Origin of the sequence: Micromonospora sp. NPDC050200, from assembly GCF_040656135.1 — a bacterium.
In the GTDB taxonomy this organism is placed as follows: Bacteria; Actinomycetota; Actinomycetes; order Mycobacteriales; family Micromonosporaceae; genus Micromonospora.
Genome location: NZ_JBFALG010000009.1, coordinates 1 through 18,060 on the forward strand (window position 1 = coordinate 1; position 18,060 = coordinate 18,060).

Sequence of the window (18,060 nt, forward strand, 5' to 3'; positions counted from 1 at the left end):
GAAGGCGATGTTGGCGACGAGGAACAGCGCACCGCCGAGCAGGTACCGGTCGCCGGTGACGAAGGCCATCGCGATGGTCGCCCCCGCGCCGGCGCGCCGGACGGCGCGGGCGACGACGGGCACGAACGCGAGCACGACCAGGAGGCCGGCCACCCCGGCCACCGCCATCAACGGTCGCGGCGGCAGCACCGCCAGCAGCGCGCCGCCGACCAGGTACCCGGCCATCGAGCCGCCCTGAACGGCCGCGCCGTAGGTGGCGTACGCCCGGGCGCGGTGTGCCTCGGGGACCCGTCGGGCGGTCAGCACGTTGGCGAAGACGTTCTCGCCGCCGTTCGCCGCGCCGCCCACCAGCCAGAGCGGGACCAGCAGCCCGGCGGCCGGCACGGCCGAGGCGAGGACCACCATCAGGCAGCAGCAGCCGAGGGTGGCCAGCACCCCGCGCACCAGGGCGCCGGCGTCGGTGAGCCGGCGGGCCAGTCGGGCGGCGAGCCAGCTGCCCGGCAGCATGCCGGCCATCCAGGCCGCACCGACCAGGCCGTACGTGGTGGGCGAGGCGTCCAGCGTGTCGCGGATGAAGAACACCTCGATCACGTTGATGCCGCCGATCGCGGCGATCACCGCCGCCGTGGTGACCACCGTGGTCAGCAGCAGCGGGTCGCGGCGCAGCCGCCAGGACGGTGCCGGCCGGGTCGCGGTCGCGGCGGTGGCGGTCGCGCCACGCCGGCCGCCCCGCCGGGTGCGCAGCAGCAGGCCGGCGACCACCAGCGCGAGGTAGCTCGCGGCGTCCAGCAGCAGCGGTACGCGGGTGCCGAACTGCCCGACCAGCAGCCCGGCGAGCACCGGGCCGGCGAGCGCGCCGAGGGAGACCGCCGTCTGGCTGACCGCGCTGGCCCTGGGCAGGTCGTCGGGGCGCACCATCGCCGGCAGCAGCGCCGCCAAACAGGGCTGGGTGACCGCGAGGCCGCAGGCGAGCAGTGCGACCAGCCCGATGACCAGGACCGGATGGTGGACGAAGGCGAGCAGGGCGCAGAGCGCGGCCTGCACCAGCCCGACGGTGACGAGCAGAGCGCGGCTGTCGACCCGGTCGGCGAGCCGCCCGGCGAGCGGGGCGAGCACCACCAGGGGCAGGGTGGCCGCCAGCAGCAGCCCGGAAACGGCGAGCCCGCTGGCACCGGCGGCCTGGAGGGCGAGCGCGAGCGCGGTGGCGGCGAGGAAGTCGCCGCAGATCGTGGTGCCGCGGGCGGTGGCGGCCAGCCAGACGTCGGACCACCGTGAACCGTCAGATGCGAAGGACATACTTCGAAGATAATGCTTCACACCTGATCGGCTCAACCCCCTGCTACGCCAGCGGCACCGCCTTGTACTGGGCCGCCACGGAACGCGCCCCGGCGGGCGGAGCCGCCCGCCGATTCCGCTGCCGGTACGGCTCGAACAGCGCGAGCACGGCATCGTTCAGCTCGGCCAGCTCGGTGGCGGTGAGCAGCAGCAACGTGTCGCTGAACAGCGCGACGTCGTACCACTCGGGGGACTCGTCCGCGGCGCGCCGCAACCAGTCCCGGGTGCGCTCGATGTCCCGGGCGGCGTGCGCCTCCACCAGCGCCTGCTCGGCCGCGCGGGCCTCCGGGCCAGCGCCCTGGCCCGCCTCGACCATCCAGCTGTGGCTGAACGTGCGCCAGACCCGCTCCCGCGCGTCGCCCCGGCTCGGCGCCGGCTCGACCAGGCCGAACTTCGCCAGCGCCCGCAGGTGGTAGCTGGTCGCGCTCGGTGACATGCCGACGAGCTCGGCGCACTCGGTGGCGGTCGCACCGCCCTCCACCGTGCTCAGATACTCCATGATCGCGATTCGGGCCGGATGGGCCAGCGCCCGCATGACCTGCGGGTCGCTGATCGTCATCCGGCGCTGCTCGGGGCGCGCCTCCGTCATCCCCCCATGATCCCGCCCCGCCGGCCGGCTCGACCAGCGCCGGTCCGGTCAGCCCGACAACGACCTGCCCGCGGCCCCCCGGGCCGCCAGCGCCACAACCGAGCCGGTTCAGCGCCCGCAACGCCGACGACCAGATCCCCAGGCCGGTGCCGACCGCCACCACCAGCCGGGTCCCTCGCACCGCGCTTTGGAGCTGATGACGCAAACGACTCAACCGGCCGGAGGTGCCAGCCACGAGCGGTGCCCTCGTTGTGCGCCGCCACGGTCGTGCTGCTTCCCCGAGCTGCTTCGGCCCGGCGCGGAAGGGGATGCCACCACGGCCAGGAACAGCACGATCTTCACGTGTCGAGCCCGGGTGTCGAGCCCGGGTGCCGAGCCCGGGTGCCGAGCCCGGGTGCCGAGCCGGAGGACCCGAGACCGGCCGGGCTGAATCGTTTGCGACATCAGCTCCAAAGCGCCGTGTAGAGAGCCGGCACCCGGCGGAGGCCAGGCCGCCGCCGGGTGCCGGGCAGCTCACCTCGACTCAGGCCAGGGAGGCGGGCGCCGGCCCGCGCCGACCGGGCGGTGGCGGAAATGCGTGGCCGCCGCCGGCGGCGGGGCGTAACGTGGAGCGCCGCGCGCGCAACCGCGCGCCTTCCCCCACCGGGCACAGCCGGTACCGCGTCTGACGGAGCGCCGGGCGGCCCAGGTCAACCGATCACACGAACGCCACCGGAAGGTCGCCTCGGATGACCCGTGCCGCCACACCAACCACCGGCCCGGCTGAGCGCCCAGCTCCGGCCGTCACCGCACCAACCGGCGCCGCTCGGGCCGGCACCGGTCGGGCCGACGTCGACCCGGCCCGCACCCTGGACGGGCAGCTCACCGCCGAGCGGGCCCACCTGGACACCTCCCGCGCCGCACTGCGCCGGATGCGCGAGCGCGCCGAGGCGCTCTTCGCCGGCGGCGAGCAGGTCGCCGGCGACCCGTACGCGGCGGAGATGCTGGGCCGGACGCTGGCCCGGCGGGTCGCCGAACTGGCCGACGACCCGACCACCCCGCTCTTCTTCGGCCGGCTCGACTTCGGCGGGACCGCCGACAGCCAGCACAGCGGCGGGACCGCCGACAGTCAGCACGACGACGCGGACCACGCCGGGCGGAACTACCACGTCGGCCGGCGGCACGTGACCGACGAACTGGGCGAGCCGCTGGTGCTGGACTGGCGCGCCCCGGTCTCGCGGTCGTTCTACCGGGCCAGCGCCCGCGATCCGCAGGGCCTCGCCGTCCGGCGGCGGTTCGGGTTCAGCGGCGGCGTACTGACCAGCTTCGAGGACGAACACCTGGACCGGGGCGAGGAGTTGGGCACCGCCAGCCGGATCCTCACCGCCGAGATCGAGCGCCCCCGCGTCGGCCCGATGCGCGACATCGTCGCCACCATCCAGCCCGAGCAGGACGAACTGGTCCGGGCCGACCTGTCCGACTCGATCTGCGTCCAGGGCGCGCCGGGCACCGGCAAGACGGCCGTCGGGCTGCACCGGGCCGCGTACCTGCTCTACCTGCACCGGGAGCGGCTGCGCCGCTCGGGGGTGCTGATCGTCGGGCCGAACCGGGCGTTCCTGTCGTACATCGCGGCGGTGCTGCCGGCGCTCGGTGAGGTCGAGGTCGAGCAGGCCACGGTCGAGGACCTGGTCGCCCGGGTGCCGGTGCGCGCGGTCGACCACCCCGCCGTCGCCGCCCTCAAGCACGACGTACGGATGGCCGAGGTGCTGCGCCGGGCCGTCGACGCGCACATCGGCGCGCCCACCGAGCCGATCATGGTGTCGGACGGCTCGTTCCGCTGGCGGATCGGCCTCGACCCGCTGCACCGCGTGGTCGAGGAGACCCGCCGGGAGGGCCTGCCGTACGCCACCGGCCGGGATCGCGTCCGGGCCCGGGTGGTGGGGCTGCTGCAACGTCAGGCCGAGGCGCGCCGGGCCGAGTCGCCGAGCGACGCCTGGCTGCGCCGGATGGGCAAGGCCGGGCCGGTCACCGCCTTCCTGGACGCGGTGTGGCCGGCGCTCACCCCGGACGGGCTGGTGCACACGCTGCTCGGCGACCCGCAGGTGCTCGCCACGGCCGCCGACGGGTTGCTCACCGGCGAGGAACAGGCGCTGCTGCTCGGCCCGGCCATCACCGCCCGGTCGGTCGCGGGACCGGACGACCCGGCGGCGACCGGGCGACGCACTGACCCGACGGCGACGGGGACGGGGACGAGACTCGGGCGCACCCCGAAGGCGACGAAGTGGACCGCCGCCGACGCGGTGCTGATCGACGAGGCGGCCGGGCTGATCGAACGGCCCGCCGGCTTCGGGCACGTGGTGGTGGACGAGGCGCAGGACCTCTCCCCCATGCAGTGCCGGGCCATCGCCCGGCGCAGCGAGCACGGCTCGATCACCCTCCTCGGCGACCTGGCCCAGGGCACCGCCCCATGGGCGGCCACCGACTGGCGGGAGTCCCTGACCCACCTGGGCAAGCCGGACGCGGCGGTGGTGCTGCTGAGCGTCGGCTTCCGGGTACCCGCGGTGGTGGTCGCGTTCGCCAACCGGCTGCTGCCCGCGCTCGCCGTCGACGTACCCCCGGCGGAGTCGCTGCGCCGCGACGGCACGCTGGACGTGCGTACCGTGACCGACCTAAACGCGGCGACGGTGGCCGAGGTGCGGGCGGCACTCGCGCACGACGGCTCCGTCGGCGTGATAGCTGCCGACGACGCGGTGGACCGGCTCCGCGCGGCGTTGGCCGCCGCCGGTGTCCCGACCGCGACCGCCGACGACGTCGAGACCGCGGCGCGGGTCACCGTGGTCCCCGCGACGCTGGTCAAGGGCCTGGAGTACGACCACGTCGTGGTCGTCGAACCGGCCGCGATCGTGGCCGCCGAACCGCGCGGCCTGCACCGCCTCTACGTGGTGCTGACCCGGGCGGTCTCCCGGCTCGCCGTGCTGCACACCGCGCCGCTGCCCGCCCCGCTGACCGAGCCGGCCGGTTGAGCGGACCGGCGCGGGGCGCCACGGGACACCGGGGCTGGCGCCCGAGGGGTAGAACGGGGTCGGTCGTTCGTCCGGGTCCGCAACCCCGAGGAGCTCACATGATTTTGGCCCGCGCCGACCAGGCCACCCGCCGGTACGGCGACGTGCTCGCCCTCGACCGGCTCGACCTGGAGGTACGCGCCGGCGAGCTGGTCGGCCTGCTCGGGCCGAACGGCGCCGGCAAGAGCACCCTGATCAACCTCCTGGTCGGGCTGCGCCGCCCCACCGCCGGCCGGGTGGAGCTCTTCGGCGGCGACCCCCGCGACCCGGCGTCCCGCCGGCAGCTCGGGGTCACCCCGCAGGAGACCGGCCTGCCGGGCACGCTCCGCGTCGGCGAGGTGGTCGACTTCGTCGCCGCGCACTTCCCCGACCCGGTCCCGAAGGCCGAACTGCTGGACCGCTTCGGCCTGACCGATCAGGTGAAACGGCAGACCGGCGGCCTCTCCGGCGGGCAGCGCCGCCGGCTCGCGGTGGCCCTGGCCTTCGTCGGCCGGCCCCGGCTGGTGGTGCTGGACGAGCCGACCACCGGGCTGGACGTCGAGGCCCGGCACACCCTCTGGGAGGCGATCCGGGCGTTCCACGCCGACGGCGGGACGGTGCTGTTGAGCAGCCACTATCTGGAGGAGGTGGAGGCGCTGGCGCAGCGGGTGGTGGTAATCGGGCAGGGCCGGGTGCTCGCCGACGACACCGTCAACGCGGTCCGCGGCATCGTCGGCGTCCGCCGGGTCAGCCTTATCGCCGACGAGCTGCCCGCGCTGCCCGGCGTGGTCGCCACCGAGCACGCCGAGGGCCGTACGCACCTGCTCACCACCGACGCCGACCAGCTCGTCCGCGATCTGGTCACCGGCGGGGTGGCGTTCCGCGAGCTGGAGGTCCGCCCCACCTCGCTGGAGGAGGCTTTCCTCGCCATCACCACGGGCGAGCAATCCGGCGCCCGGCCCGCCACCGCCGCCGCCGGCCATTCCACCACCGTCTGAGGAGCCGACCGCCGTGCAGCTCACGCTCGTCCACGCGCGCTATCAACTGCTGGAGATCATCCGGATCCCGGTGGCCGTGGTCGGCAGCGCGTTCTTCCCCGCCGCCGCGATGCTCTTCTTCGTCGTGCCGTTCGCCGGGGACGACCCCACCGGCGCCACCTACGCCACCGCCGCCATGGTCACCTTCGCGGTGATGAGCGCCAACATCTTCCAGTACGGCATCGGCGTCGCAGAGGACCGCGACCAGCCCTGGAACCCGTACACGCGGACCCTGCCGGCCGGGCCGGGGCCGCGCCTCGCCGGGCGGATCCTGGCCGGCCTGGTGCTCACGTACCTGTCGATGCTGCCGGTCGTGGTGATCGCCGCGGTCGCCACCGCAGCCCGGGTCACCCCGGTCGAGTTCCTGCTCGGCGCGGCCACCGTGGCCGTGGTGTCGGTGCCGTTCACCCTGCTGGGCCTGACCATCGGCTACTCGCTGCCGAGCAAGGCGGCGATCGTGGTCGCCCAGGTCACCTTCTTCCCGCTCGCCTTCGGCGGCGGCCTGCTCTCCGGCCCGGACGACGCGCCCGGCTTCATCAAGGCGATCGCACCCTTCCTGCCGACCCGGGGAGCGGTCGAGCTGATGTGGGCGGCGGTCACCGACTGGCGGCCCGACCCACTCGCCCTGGCCATGCTTGCGGTCTGGGTGGTGGTGCTGGCCGCGCTCGCCGGGTGGGCGTACCGGCGGGACGAGGGTCGCCGGTACGGCTGACCTTTCGTCCGTTTCCGCCGCGCCCGGCGGCCGGACGGTGCCACGATGCCGGCAGGGCGTGCCGTTGGCGGCCGCCACACCGCACGCGGAGAGGGGCCATCTTGACATCCTCCCCCGCCTAAAGGCGGGGGGTTCCCCCGGTCACCCGGGAGGGTTCCTGGTTCATCGCAGACTGCACGGAAGGTTGCCCTTCGTGTCTGACGTCCGCTCCGCAGGCGTTTTTCGTCTCCGCCAGCCCGGCGGCGACAACGAGATTCTTGGCGGCGTTGACGTCCCGGTCATGCCGGGTGCCGCAACTCGGACACGTCCAGTGACGTGTGCCGAGCGAGAGTGTGGCGAGCAGATGCCCGCACGCCGAGCAGGTCTTGCTGGACGGATACCAGCGGTCCACGACGGCGAGGTGCCGGCCGTCACGGTGCGCCTTGTAGGCCAGCAGGGTCCGGAACTCGGCCCAGCCGGTACGGGAGATCGCCTTGGCGAGGCTGCGGTTACGGACCATGTTCGCCACCGCCAGATCCTCAACCGCGATGGCGTCCAACCGGCGCACCAAGGCTGTGCTGGTCTTGTGGAGGAAGTCGCGGCGGGCATCCCGCACCCGGGAGTGCGCGCGGGCGACCTTCTGCTTGGCCTTGGCCCGGTTCGCGGAACCTTTCCGCTTGCGGGCCATCATCCGCTGGTACCGCTTCAACCGGCGTTCGCGGCGCTCCATGTGCTTCGGGTGAGCGATCCTGCCCTCATCGTCGGTCAGGCCCGGCACCGGCTGGGACAGTACCGCGAAGTCCGTGAGGCCGAGGTCGACGCCGACAACCTGGCCGGCCGGTTCGGGGCCGTCCGGTTCGGGGCCGTCCGGGGCGTCCACGTCGACGGCGAAGGTGACGTACCAGCGGCCGTCCGGATCACGCGACACGGTCACCGTCGACGGGTCCAGCACGGTCACGTCCACATCCGGCCACGACCACACGACCCGCAACGTTCCCGGGGTTTTGCCGAGGGACAGTTGCCCGTCACGCATCCGGAAGGCCGAGCGGGTGTACGAGGCGCACTGGCGGCCGTGCCGCGACTTGTACCGGGGGTAGCGGGCCCGCTTGGCGAAGAACCCGGTCATGGCGGTGTGCTGGTGCCGCAACGTCTGCTGCAACGGCACGGAGCTGACTTCGTTGAGGAACGTCAACTCCGGCAGCCGCTTCATCTCGGTCAGCGCCCGGTCCGTCTCCGCGTACGAGGTCGACTTGCCCTCAACGTGGTAGCGGGCGTGGCGGGCGGCGAGGGTGCGGTTCCAGACCACCCGGGCACAGCCGAACGTGCGGTTCAGCACGCTGGCCTGCTCCGGTGTCGGGTACGCCCGACACTTGTACGCCGTCCTCACAGGACAAATCTAACCAGAAAGGCCGATCATGGCTGAGGCAAACACGACCGCCATTCCTCCCCGCCCTGAAGGACGGGGCATCCTGGCGGCAGTTCGGTGAGCGGCGTCGAGCCAGGCACGCCCTGCTGGGCCGACCTGGCCACCCCCGACCTGGCGGACGCGAAACGCTTCTACCCCGAACTGTTCGGCTGGACGGGCCGGGTCGCGCCGCAGCCGGAGGCTGCCGGCTACACCACCTTCCTCAAGGACGGGCGGGCGGTGGCGGGCGCGGGGCCGCCGGCCACGCCGGACCAGGTGCCGATCTGGTCCACGTACGTGGCCACCGACGACGCCGACCTGGCCGCCACCCGGGTCGAGTCGGCGGGCGGGCAGGTGCTGGTCGCCCCGTTCGACGTCCTCGACCAGGGGCGGATGGGGGTCTTCGCGGACCCGGCCGGCGCGGTTTTCAGCGTCTGGCAGCCGATGGCGATGACCGGCGCGGAACTGTTCAACGTGCCCGGGGCGATGAGCTGGAACGAGCTGGTCACCCCGGACCCGGAGGGCGCGAAGGCCTTCTACGAGCTGGTCTTCGGCTGGCATCCGGAGGACGAGCCGATGGGGCCGATCACCTACACCGGCTGGCGTTGCGGGGCGCGGATCGTGGCCGGCATGATGCCGCCGCTCGACGACGACTTCCCCGCCGACCTGCCGGCCTACTGGTCGGTCTACTTCGCCGTGGCCGACACCGACGCCACCGCCGCCCGCGCCGCCGCGCTCGGCGGCACCATCCTCGTCCCGCCCCGGGACATCCCCCAGGGTCGCCTGGCCGCCCTCCGCGACCCGCAGGGCGCCCTCTTCTCCGTCATCACCCTGCCCTGACCTCACCCGCCTCTGATCAACGGGGGCGGACGGGGACGACCAGGGGACCGTGGTCGCCGTCGACGACGCGGACGTGGGCGCGGTAGTGCGTGGCGAGGAGTTCCTGGGTGAGGACCTCGCGGGGCGGGCCGGCGGCGACCACCCGGCCGTCGGCGAGCAGCACCAGCCGGTCGGCGTACTCGCCGGCGACGGAGAGGTCGTGCATGGTGGCGAACACGGTGAGCCCGTGCGCCCGGCGGAGCTGGTCGACCAGCTCCAGCACCTCCTGCTGGTGGCCGATGTCCAGCGCGCTGGTCGGCTCGTCGAGCAGCAGCAGGGTCGCGCCCTGGGCGAGCGCCCGGGCCAGGAAGACCCGCTGCCGCTCGCCGCCGGAGAGGGTGGCCAGCTCCCGGCCGTGGAACGCGGCCAGGTCCAGCCGGTCCAGCACCTCGTGCACGGCTGCCAGGTCGGCGGCGGACTCCCGCCCCAGCGGCGGGATGTACGGGGTGCGGCCGAGCAGGACGTAGTCGAGCACCGACATCCCGGCCGGCACCACCGGGGACTGGGCGACGGTGGCCACCACCCGGGCCCGGTCGCGGGGGCGCAGCGCCCGCAGGGGCGTACCGAAGAGGGAGACGGCGTGCGGCGCGGGCAGCAGGCCGCCGACGGCGCGCAGCAGAGTCGACTTGCCGGCGCCGTTCGGGCCGATCACGGTGACCCACTCGCCGGACGCGACGGTCAGGTCGACCCCGGCCAGGATCGGCACGCCGCCCAGTTTGACGTGCAGGTCGCGCACCTCGACCGCCGGCGTCATGACAGCACCCGCCGGGAGGTGCGCAGCACCAGGACGAAGAACGGGCCGCCGAGCAGCGCGGTGACCACGCCGATCGGGATCTCGGCCGGCGCGGCGGCGGTCCGGGCCACCACATCGGCCAGCGCCAGGAACGCGCCGCCGAAGAGCATGGACAGCGGCAGGATGACCCGGTAGCTGGACCCGGCGAGCAGCCGGACGGTGTGCGGGACGATGATCCCGACGAAGCCGATCAGCCCGGCCGCGGAGACGGCCGCCGCGGTGCCGAGCGAGGCGGCGGCGATCAGCAGGTAGCGGGAGCGCTGCGGGTGCAGCCCGAGGCTGGTCGCCTCGTCGTCGCCGAGCGAGAGCACGTCCAGCTCGCGGCGGTGCAGCAGCACCACGACCGCGGTGAGCACGAAGTAGGGCAGGACCAGCAGGACTTCGTGCCAGCCGGCGGTGGCGAGCCGGCCGAGCAGCCAGGAGTAGACCAGCTGGATGCTGTCAAAGCGCCGTTGCAGCAGGTACGTCTGCCCTGCGGAGAGGAACGCCGAGACCGCCACCCCGGCCAGGATCAGCGTCGCCGGGGAACGGCCGCGCCCGCCGGCCACCCCGAGCAGGTATGTCATCGCCACCGCGCCGAGCGAGCCGACGAACGCGGCCAGCGGCACGGTCAGCGGCAGCCCGGTCAGCGCCTCCCCGCCCGCGCTGAGGGCGATCACCGCGGTGACCGCCAGCCCCGCCCCGGCCGCCACGCCCAGCAGGTACGGGTCGGCCAGCGGGTTGCGGAACACCCCCTGGTACGCGCCGCCGGCCAGGGCGAGCAGCGCGCCGACCAGCAGGCCGAGCACCACCCGGGGCAGCCGCAGCTCGGTGACGATGGCGATCTCGCTGACGGTCAGGCCGCTGTCCAGGTGCACGCCGGGCAGCAGGTTCAGCAGCTCGGCGGCGACGCTGCCGGGCGGCAGGCTGACCGGGCCGAGCGACACCCCGGCGACCACGGCGACCAGTACCGCGCCCAGTCCGGCGGCCAGCCAGCGCCGGCGCAGTCCGGCCGGCCGGGCGGTACGGGAAGCGGCCGGCCCGGCGACCGACCGCGCGCCGGACGAGCGGCGCGGGTCGGTCGGCTCGCCCAGCACTCGGCTGGGACGCGACGCCAGAGCCGGACCCGACGCCGAGGCTGGGCGGTCCGGGGCCGGCGCGGAGCCGGAGGGTTGGCGGGAGGCGGACACGCCGGCCGGCCGGGACGCGTCGGGCGTCCCGGCCGGCCGGGGCTCCGTGGGTCGCACGGTCACGGGCGAGGGACGGTCACGCGGGCACCTTGGCGACCGCGTCGACGATCGCCCGGACCTGGTCGACGACGCGCGGACCCCAGCGCGAGGCGATGTCGTCGTCGAGAACGATCACCTGGTTGTTCTTGACGGCGGTGAGGCCGGCCCAGCCGCTGCGGGCCTTGACCGTCTCCGGGGTCTGCTGGCAGCACTTGGTGTCGGCCAGGAAGACGAAGTCGGGGTCGGCCTTCACGATCACTTCCTGGGAGAGCTGCGGGTACCCGCCGTTCTTGCCGTCGGCGTCGGCGGGGTCGGCGATGTTCTCCAGGCCGGCCAGCGCGTAGATCGAGCCGATGAAGGTCTTGCTGGTCGCGGTGTACAGCTCCGGGCCCACCTCGTGGAAGTAGGTCAGCTTCTCCGACCGCTGCGGCAGGTCCTTGACCAGCTTGGCGATGTCGTCCTTCATCCGCTTGGTGATGTCGGCGGCCTCATCCGGGTGGCCGGTCAGCGCGCCCAGGTCGGTGATCTGCCGGTACGAGTCGTCGAGCGTGGCGGCGGCCGGGGTGAGCAGCACCGGGATCTTCAGCGTGGTGAGCTGCTCGACGATCTTGTTGGTGTCGTTGGAGAGCACCACCAGGTCGGGCGTCTTCGCCGCGATCGCCTCGGCGTTCGGCTGGAAGCCGGACAGCTCGCTCTTCGGCGCCTCCGGCGGGTAGTTCGACTGGTCGTCGACGGCGGTGACCTGCTTGCCGGCACCGATGGCGAAGAGCATCTCGGTCGCGCTCGGCGAGAGCGAGACGATCTTCTCGGGGCGCTTCTCCAGCGTCAGTTCGCCGACCGTGACGGGAAAGGTGGCCGACGGGCTGCTGCCGGCGGCGGGGGTGTCGGTCGAGGTCTTCTCGGCGCAGGCGCCGAGGGTCAGTGCGGCCACCGCGAGGGTTGCGGCGAGCAGCCGGGGGGTACGTCCGGACATCTGTCCTCCTGTCGGTCGAGGAGCGTGGTGCTTCGCCGACAGGACCCTGGGTACCCGTCCGCGAGGCGCCCTTCCTCGAGAGCGCGTGTCGCGACCAGCCGCAGGCGACCTGGCTCGTCCCCGCGCGGGGCGGGGCATCACAGTTGCGGGACAGCGCCGGTTTCGCACCGGCTTCGCTGCGGGTTGGTCGGTGTCACGGTAGCGCACGACCAGCGGAGATCGTCCGGACGGGAGGGCGGGCGGCGTTGCTCACAATCCTCTGGCTGCTGGTCATATGACCATCCGTCGTTGCCATGGCCCATCAGCCATATCCTCCCTTCGGCAATTATTTTCCATGCTTGGACATCTGGCGTAACTTCCCTCCGGGCGGGACAGTGAACGGCAACGATTCCCCACCTCGCGGAGTTGCCATGGCCAGCACATCCCTGCGCGCAGTCGCCCTCGCCGGCGTCGCCGCGCTCACCCTCCTCGGCACCGCCGTCCCGGCCCATGCCGACAACAACCTGCCCGTCGCCGCGCACGACGAGCAGATCACCTTCCAGGAGTGGTCCAGCCACCCCGACTGGCGCTCCGGCAGCCACCAGGGCACGTACGCCGTCCCGGGCCACCGGACCGGGATCACCATCGACCGCCCGGCCGGCACCACCACCTTCACCGACCCGCACGGCGGCGCCACCCGCACCTGGGAGTACGCCACCTGGACCTCGCCCCGCACCGAGATCGGCTTCGACGCCACGGAACTGGTCGCCTCCTGGAACGCGGAGACCCCGGCCGGCACCTGGATCCAGGTCGAACTCCAGGGCACCTACAACACCGGCACCGCCACCCCCTGGTACGTGATGGGCCGCTGGGCCTCCGGTGACCAGGACATCAAGCGGGCCACCCTGGACGGTCAGGGCGACCCCTGGTCGACCATCTGGACCGACACCTTCTCCATCGACGACGCGAAGGCCGGCGTGCTGCTGCGGTCGTACCAGTTGCGGCTCAGCCTCTACCGCGCGCCCGGTCAGGCGGCGTCACCCCAGGTCCGGATGCTCGGCGCGATGAGTTCGAACGTGCCGGACCGGTTCACCGTCACCCCCAGCAAGGGCGGGATCGCCTGGGGCACCGAACTGCCCGTGCCGGCCCGCTCCCAGATGATCCACCGGGGCAACTACCCGGAGTGGGGCGGCGGGGGGCAGGTCTGGTGCAGCCCCACCTCGACCACGATGGTGCTGGAGTACTACGGCCGCGGCCCGTCGGCCGAGGACCTGGCCTGGGTCACCCCCGGCTACACCGACCCGCAGGTCGCCCACGCCGCCCGGATGACCTGGGACTACGAGTACGAGGGCGCCGGCAACTGGCCGTTCAACACCGCGTACGCGGCCAGCTTCCCCGACATCGACGCCCGGGTGACCCGGCTGCACTCGCTGGACGAGGTGGAGCGCTTCATCAAGGCGGGCATCCCCGTCGTCACCTCGCAGTCCTTCCTCGGCACCGAGCTGGACGGCTCCAACTACGGCACCTCGGGCCACCTGTTCGTGGTGGTCGGCTTCACCGCCGACGGTGACGTGATCGTCAACGACCCGGCCTCCTCGTCCAATCCCGAGGTGCGCAACGTCTACAAGCGCGAGCAGTTCGAGCAGATCTGGCTGCGGACCAAGCGCTACCGGGCCAACGGCACGGTGGCCGGCGGCTCCGGCGGCATCGCGTACCTGATCAAGCCGGCGGACCGGTCCTGGCCGACGGTGCCGGGCTCCACCAACTGGTAACAGCCTTCCCGGACGCGACGAGCCCGGCACGGAGTTCCGTGCCGGGCTCGTCGGTCGGATGCGCCGGTCGGTGAAGGTCGTCGGCCCTCAGCTCGACGGGGCGAACGGCGCGGACGTCTCGTCTGCCTGCCGCCGACGGCGGATCAGCCGGACCACGATGACCACCCAGGCAACCGCGGCGACCAGGCCGGCCACGGTGAGCCCGGTGAGGAGCAGCCAGGTGGAACCGCCCGTGGTGGAGAAGACGCCCTTGCGCGCGTCCGTGTCCCGGGCCGGCGCCGTGCCGCCCTGGCTGAGCCCGTCGGGCGCGTCGTAGAGGATGACGTCGGTCCGCCGGGCACCGCCGTCGGCGGCCACGAAGTCCCCGTGCCACTCACAGTTGCGCCGCGAGCATTCCTCGTCCACCGCGGTGAACGTGCCCGGCGTCCCGCTGCCACCCTTCGCCTGCCAGGCCGGCACGAGGTCGGTGGCGCCCAGCATCAGCCCGATGGCGGCAATGACCGGAAGCCCGATCCAGACGAAAATCTTCGTCCGCCACCCGTTGATCTTGTCCATGTCGGCAGACACTAACGGGGCCTTCCCGATTTCGCCGCCCCGTCGCGGCCTTACCCCTCGCGGTGCGGGTCGGCCTGGTCGGGCTGGTCCTCGCCGGCCAGCGCCGACCGGAGCCGCTCCTTCTCGGCGCGCCGCCGCTCGGCCGCGGCGGCCATCTCCTCGGCCATCTCGTCCCGCCAGCCCCGCAGCAGGAAGAACGAGGCCGCGGCGGAGAACGCCAGCGCCAATATCAGCTTGAGAAAAACGCTCATGTGGACCGGCCAGAGGGCCAGCACGACCACGACGAACAGCCCGATCCGGCCCAGCGTGTACTTGAGCGCCGCGCTCACGTTCCCACTCCGTTCTCCGCCGCCGGGGTGACCCGGGCCGGGTTCAGCCCGTGCGTCGGGCCAGCCAGTGCACGCCATGGAACCAGAGCACCGCGTACACCAGGGTGAACGCGAGGGCGGCCAGGCCGCCGGTGGCCAGCGGCGCCAGGCCGGCGGCCAGCCCGGCGACCAGCAGGCCGCCGACCACCGCGACGATCGCGGCGAACAGCGCCGCCGCCACCCGGGCCGCGCCGAACTCCCAGGCCCGGAAGTCGTCCCAGAACAGCCACGCCGGCAGGATCACCGCCAGCCAGCCGTTGGTGCGCCCGAACTCTCCCGCGCCGATCGCCGCGAAGGCCCAGTCGAACAGCACCAGCGCCAGCACCCCGATGACCCACCCGGCGAGGCTGACCCCGAGCAGGTCGCCCAGGGTGAGGATGCGCCCCTCGGCGTCCCGCCGGGGGAAGCCGCTCCGCTGCTCGGTCATGGTGCTACGAGGATACGGGCCGGCTCAGGCCCAGACCTGCTGCGGCTCGGAACGACGCTCGGCCAGCGACGGGGCCCGGTCGTACTCCCGGACCACGTGGTAGCGGGTGTCCCGCTCGACCGGCTGGAAACCGGCGTCCCAGATCAGGTGCAGCAGGTCGTCCCGGTGCATCGTGTTCGGGGTGCCGTACGAGTCGGCGTCGTGGGTGATCTTGTATTCCACGACCGAGCCGTCCAGGTCGTCCACGCCGAAGTTGAGCGAGAGCTGGGCCACCGACAGGCCGTGCATCACCCAGAAGCACTTCACGTGCGGCACGTTGTCGAAGAGCAGCCGGGACACCGCGAAGGTCTTCAGCGACTCGGCCGGCGACGCCATCGTGGTCCGGGCCTGGATCCGGTTACGGATCTTGCCGTCCGCCGAGTCGACGAAGTCGTGCTGGTAGCGCAGCGGGATGAAGACCGCGAACCCGCCCGTCTCGTCCTGCAGCTCGCGCAGCCGCAGCACGTGGTCGACCCGGTGCCGGGGCTCCTCGATGTGGCCGTAGAGCATGGTCGACGGGGTCTTCATGCCCTTCGAGTGGGCCAGCCGGTGGATCCGCGACCAGTCCTCCCAGTGGCACTCGTGGTCGACGATGTGCTGCCGGACCTCCCAGTCGAAGATCTCCGCGCCGCCGCCGGTCAGCGACTCCAGGCCGGCGTCCATCAGCTCGTCGAGGATCTCGTCGGCGCTCAGCCCGCTGATCTTCTCGAACCACTGCACCTCGGTGGCGGTGAAGCACTTGAGCTTGACCTTCGGCAGCGCCGCCTTCAGCTCGCGCAGCACCTTCGGGTAGTAGCGCCACGGCAGGGTCGGGTGCAGGCCGTTGACGATGTGCAGCTCGGTGAGCTGCTCGTCCTCCATCTCCTTGGCCTTGCGCACGGCCTCGTCGATGCGCATCGTGTACGCGTCCTTCTCGCCCGGCTTGCGCTGGAACGAGCAGTACGCGCACGAGGCGGAGCAGACGTTGGTCAGGTTGAGGTGCCGGTTGACGTTGAACATCACCCGATCGCCGTTGAGCTCGGTACGGCGATGGTGGGCCAGCCGCCCCAGCCAGGCGAGATCGTCGCTGTCGTAGAGCGCGATCCCGTCCTCACGGGTCAGCCGCTCACCGGCGTACACCTTCGCTTCGAGCTCGCGCTTGAGTCCGGCGTCCATCGAAAGCCACGTCCCTTCCGCCTGCGGTCCCGGTCGAGCCTACGTCGGCGCACCGACCACCCCGCAGCACGGGCACCATCAGCGACCCACTTCACCGGACTCTCAGGCTCCCGTAACCGGCCGACGCATCGACATCGCTGCCCCGGTGCGGTAGACAGGGTGGGGCGCGACACACACTGGTAGCGTCCCGGGCGCCGCGCCCACCGGGCGCGGCACGGCACGCCGGACGGGGAGCGGAATGGTCGACAGCGGGCACGGGCAACGGCAGCGACGACGCAGGAGCCCGGTGATCTCGCCGGTGCTGCGTCCCGCGCTCTGGTCGGCCCTGCTCGGCGCCGTCGCGGCGATGGCCCTGGCCACCCCCGCGTACGCCGAACCCGCGCTGCCCAACGTCGTGCCCGACACCGGCTCCCGCCCGGTCACCGCCAGCGGCCTGCGGCTGCCCGGCGGGACCCCGGGCCTGACCGGCGGCGCGACCGGCCTGCCCGGCGGCACGCCGACCCTGCCGGTCGGCGGGGTCGCCACCAGCCCGCTGCTGGCCCAGATCACCGCCCTGGAGACGCAGAACGGCCAGCTCGGTGACCAACTGCTCGAGCTCCGCCAGCAGCGCGACGACGCCCGGACGCAGGTCACCGCCGCCGAGGGTGAGCTGGCCCGCGCCCGCGACGCTCTGCTCCGGGCCCAGCAGCGCGCCGACACCGTCGCCGCCGACGCCTTCAAGGCCGCCGCCGCCCTGCCGCCCGGCGAGATCGCCGAGGACCTCCAGGGGCTGAGCGTCCTGCAGCGGATCTCCCGCGGCGAGCAGGCCGAGGGCGCCACCACCGCCGCGGCCGGCGAACTCTCCCGCGCCCGGACGGCCGAGCAGGTGGCCACCCAGGCGGTCGCCTCCGCACAGGACCGGGTCCGCCGGGCCGAGGAGCAGTTCACCGCGGTGGAGAAGGCGCTGCGGGAGAACGAGCGGAAGCTGGTCAAGCTCCGCGCGGAGAACCAGGCCCAGCTGATCGAGCTGGAACGGCAGCAGGAGGCCGCCGAGCAGAAGCTCGGCGCCGCGTACGTCGAGGGGCAGAGCACCACCGGCCTGATCGCCAGCCCGCAGGCCCTCGCCGCCGTCCGGTACGCGCTGGCACAGCTCGGCGACCCGTACCTCTGGGCTGCCGAGGGGCCGGACCGGTTCGACTGCTCCGGCCTGATGTGGGCCGCGTACCGGTCGGCCGGCTACTACGACCTGCCCCGCGTCTCCCGCGACCAGTACTACGCCACCCGGGCCCGCACCGTGGACCGCAGCGCGCTGCTCCCCGGCGACCTGCTCTTCTTCGCCTCGGGCAGCAGCTGGACGACCATTCACCACGTCGGGATGTACATCGGCGGCGGCAAGATGGTGCAGGCCCCGTCCACCGGCGACGTGGTCAAGATCTCCACGGTCCGGTGGTCCGGCCTCTACGCCGCCACCCGGGTCGTCGGTGCGGTGCCCGCGCCGACCACCCCGGCGCCGCCGCCGCCCACCACGCCGGCCCCCAAGCCGACCGGCTCGGGCTCACCGAAGCCGACCACCCCGGCGCCGCATCCCTCGCCCACCTCCACGAAGGCACCGACCCGGCCGCCGTCCACCCCGCCCACCACTCCGCCGTCCACCCCGCCGACGTCCCCGTCGGAGGAGACCCCGTCGGAGGAGACCCCGTCGCCGAGCCCGTCGCTGACGACGAGCCCGACGACCAGCAGCGCGGAGCCCAGCACGGCGTCGAGCAGCCTGGCCCCGGAGAGCAGCGCCCCGGCCTCGGCGAGCACCGGCGCCTGACCCGCCGCGACCACACCGGCCCCGCCCGGTACGCGCTCCG

At 73.4% G+C, this 18,060-nt stretch carries 16 protein-coding genes and 1 riboswitch; of the genes, 6 read left to right on the plus strand and 10 right to left on the minus strand.

The window, feature by feature from the left end:
• Together AB0I41_RS08420 and AB0I41_RS08425 are read right to left on the minus strand one after the other, a co-directional pair.
• Positions 1-1,296 (minus strand): MFS transporter (locus AB0I41_RS08420; RefSeq protein ID WP_357103513.1); only part of this gene is annotated, 1,296 nt, incomplete at its 3' end.
• A gap of 43 nt (positions 1,297-1,339) precedes the next feature.
• On the minus strand, positions 1,340-1,924 hold the full coding sequence (locus AB0I41_RS08425; RefSeq protein WP_357103516.1) for a winged helix-turn-helix domain-containing protein: 585 nt from the start codon (positions 1,922-1,924) through the stop codon (positions 1,340-1,342).
• 728 nt (positions 1,925-2,652) lie between these two features.
• Between AB0I41_RS08425 and AB0I41_RS08430 the strand changes: the two genes are divergently transcribed.
• The 3 genes from AB0I41_RS08430 (at position 2,653) to AB0I41_RS08440 (ending at position 6,693) form a co-directional block, all read left to right on the plus strand.
• Positions 2,653-4,926 (plus strand): AAA family ATPase, encoded by a 2,274-nt coding sequence (locus AB0I41_RS08430; protein ID WP_357103518.1) that lies wholly within the window; start codon positions 2,653-2,655, stop codon positions 4,924-4,926.
• Between the two features lie 98 nt (positions 4,927-5,024).
• A complete protein-coding gene (locus tag AB0I41_RS08435; protein WP_357103521.1) occupies positions 5,025-5,942 on the plus strand; it encodes an ABC transporter ATP-binding protein in 918 nt (305 codons plus the stop codon).
• A 13-nt stretch (positions 5,943-5,955) separates the two neighbouring features.
• Positions 5,956-6,693: an ABC transporter permease gene (locus AB0I41_RS08440; protein ID WP_357103524.1), complete on the plus strand. Its 738-nt coding sequence runs from the start codon at positions 5,956-5,958 to the stop codon at positions 6,691-6,693.
• Between the two features lie 118 nt (positions 6,694-6,811).
• On the opposite strand, the gene AB0I41_RS08445 is transcribed toward AB0I41_RS08440, so the two are convergent.
• Positions 6,812-8,059 carry an RNA-guided endonuclease TnpB family protein gene (locus tag AB0I41_RS08445; protein WP_357103526.1) on the minus strand — a complete coding sequence of 416 codons (1,248 nt, stop codon included), beginning with the start codon at positions 8,057-8,059 and terminating at the stop codon, positions 6,812-6,814.
• Positions 8,060-8,155: 96 nt separating this feature from the next.
• Between AB0I41_RS08445 and AB0I41_RS08450 the strand changes: the two genes are divergently transcribed.
• Complete coding sequence (locus AB0I41_RS08450; protein WP_357103529.1) at positions 8,156-8,917, plus strand: VOC family protein; 762 nt, start codon at positions 8,156-8,158, stop codon at positions 8,915-8,917.
• Positions 8,918-8,933: 16 nt separating this feature from the next.
• On the opposite strand, the gene AB0I41_RS08455 is transcribed toward AB0I41_RS08450, so the two are convergent.
• From AB0I41_RS08455 to AB0I41_RS08465, 3 genes are all read right to left on the minus strand, one after another.
• Positions 8,934-9,710, minus strand: coding sequence for an ABC transporter ATP-binding protein (locus tag AB0I41_RS08455; RefSeq protein ID WP_357103532.1), 777 nt, complete (start codon positions 9,708-9,710; stop codon positions 8,934-8,936).
• A complete protein-coding gene (locus AB0I41_RS08460) occupies positions 9,707-10,735 on the minus strand; it encodes an iron ABC transporter permease (protein ID WP_357103903.1) in 1,029 nt (342 codons plus the stop codon). The genes AB0I41_RS08455 and AB0I41_RS08460 overlap by 4 nt, the downstream gene beginning before the upstream one ends.
• Positions 10,736-10,994: 259 nt before the next feature.
• Positions 10,995-11,930, minus strand: a complete 936-nt coding sequence (locus AB0I41_RS08465) for an ABC transporter substrate-binding protein (RefSeq protein ID WP_357103535.1) — start codon at positions 11,928-11,930, stop codon at positions 10,995-10,997.
• 108 nt (positions 11,931-12,038) lie between these two features.
• Positions 12,039-12,102: riboswitch (cobalamin riboswitch) on the minus strand.
• Between the two features lie 238 nt (positions 12,103-12,340).
• Here AB0I41_RS08465 and AB0I41_RS08470 point away from each other — a divergent pair.
• Complete coding sequence (locus AB0I41_RS08470) at positions 12,341-13,681, plus strand: peptidase C39 family protein (protein ID WP_357103538.1); 1,341 nt, start codon at positions 12,341-12,343, stop codon at positions 13,679-13,681.
• An 87-nt stretch (positions 13,682-13,768) separates the two neighbouring features.
• Here the strand turns inward: AB0I41_RS08470 and AB0I41_RS08475 are convergent, their stop codons facing one another.
• From AB0I41_RS08475 to mqnE, 4 genes are read right to left on the minus strand one after another with little or no spacing between them, the layout of a single operon-like run.
• Positions 13,769-14,236: a hypothetical protein gene (locus AB0I41_RS08475; RefSeq protein ID WP_357103541.1), complete on the minus strand. Its 468-nt coding sequence runs from the start codon at positions 14,234-14,236 to the stop codon at positions 13,769-13,771.
• A 50-nt stretch (positions 14,237-14,286) separates the two neighbouring features.
• Positions 14,287-14,565, minus strand: a complete 279-nt coding sequence (locus AB0I41_RS08480) for a DUF4229 domain-containing protein (RefSeq protein ID WP_357103544.1) — start codon at positions 14,563-14,565, stop codon at positions 14,287-14,289.
• Positions 14,566-14,608: 43 nt separating this feature from the next.
• Positions 14,609-15,031, minus strand: a complete 423-nt coding sequence (locus tag AB0I41_RS08485; protein WP_357103547.1) for a hypothetical protein — start codon at positions 15,029-15,031, stop codon at positions 14,609-14,611.
• Between the two features lie 24 nt (positions 15,032-15,055).
• Positions 15,056-16,225: an aminofutalosine synthase MqnE gene (gene mqnE, locus AB0I41_RS08490; protein WP_357103549.1), complete on the minus strand. Its 1,170-nt coding sequence runs from the start codon at positions 16,223-16,225 to the stop codon at positions 15,056-15,058.
• Between the two features lie 238 nt (positions 16,226-16,463).
• Here mqnE and AB0I41_RS08495 point away from each other — a divergent pair, with 238 nt between their 5' ends.
• Positions 16,464-18,020 carry an NlpC/P60 family protein gene (locus AB0I41_RS08495; RefSeq protein ID WP_357103552.1) on the plus strand — a complete coding sequence of 519 codons (1,557 nt, stop codon included), beginning with the start codon at positions 16,464-16,466 and terminating at the stop codon, positions 18,018-18,020.
• Positions 18,021-18,060 lie beyond the last annotated feature (40 nt).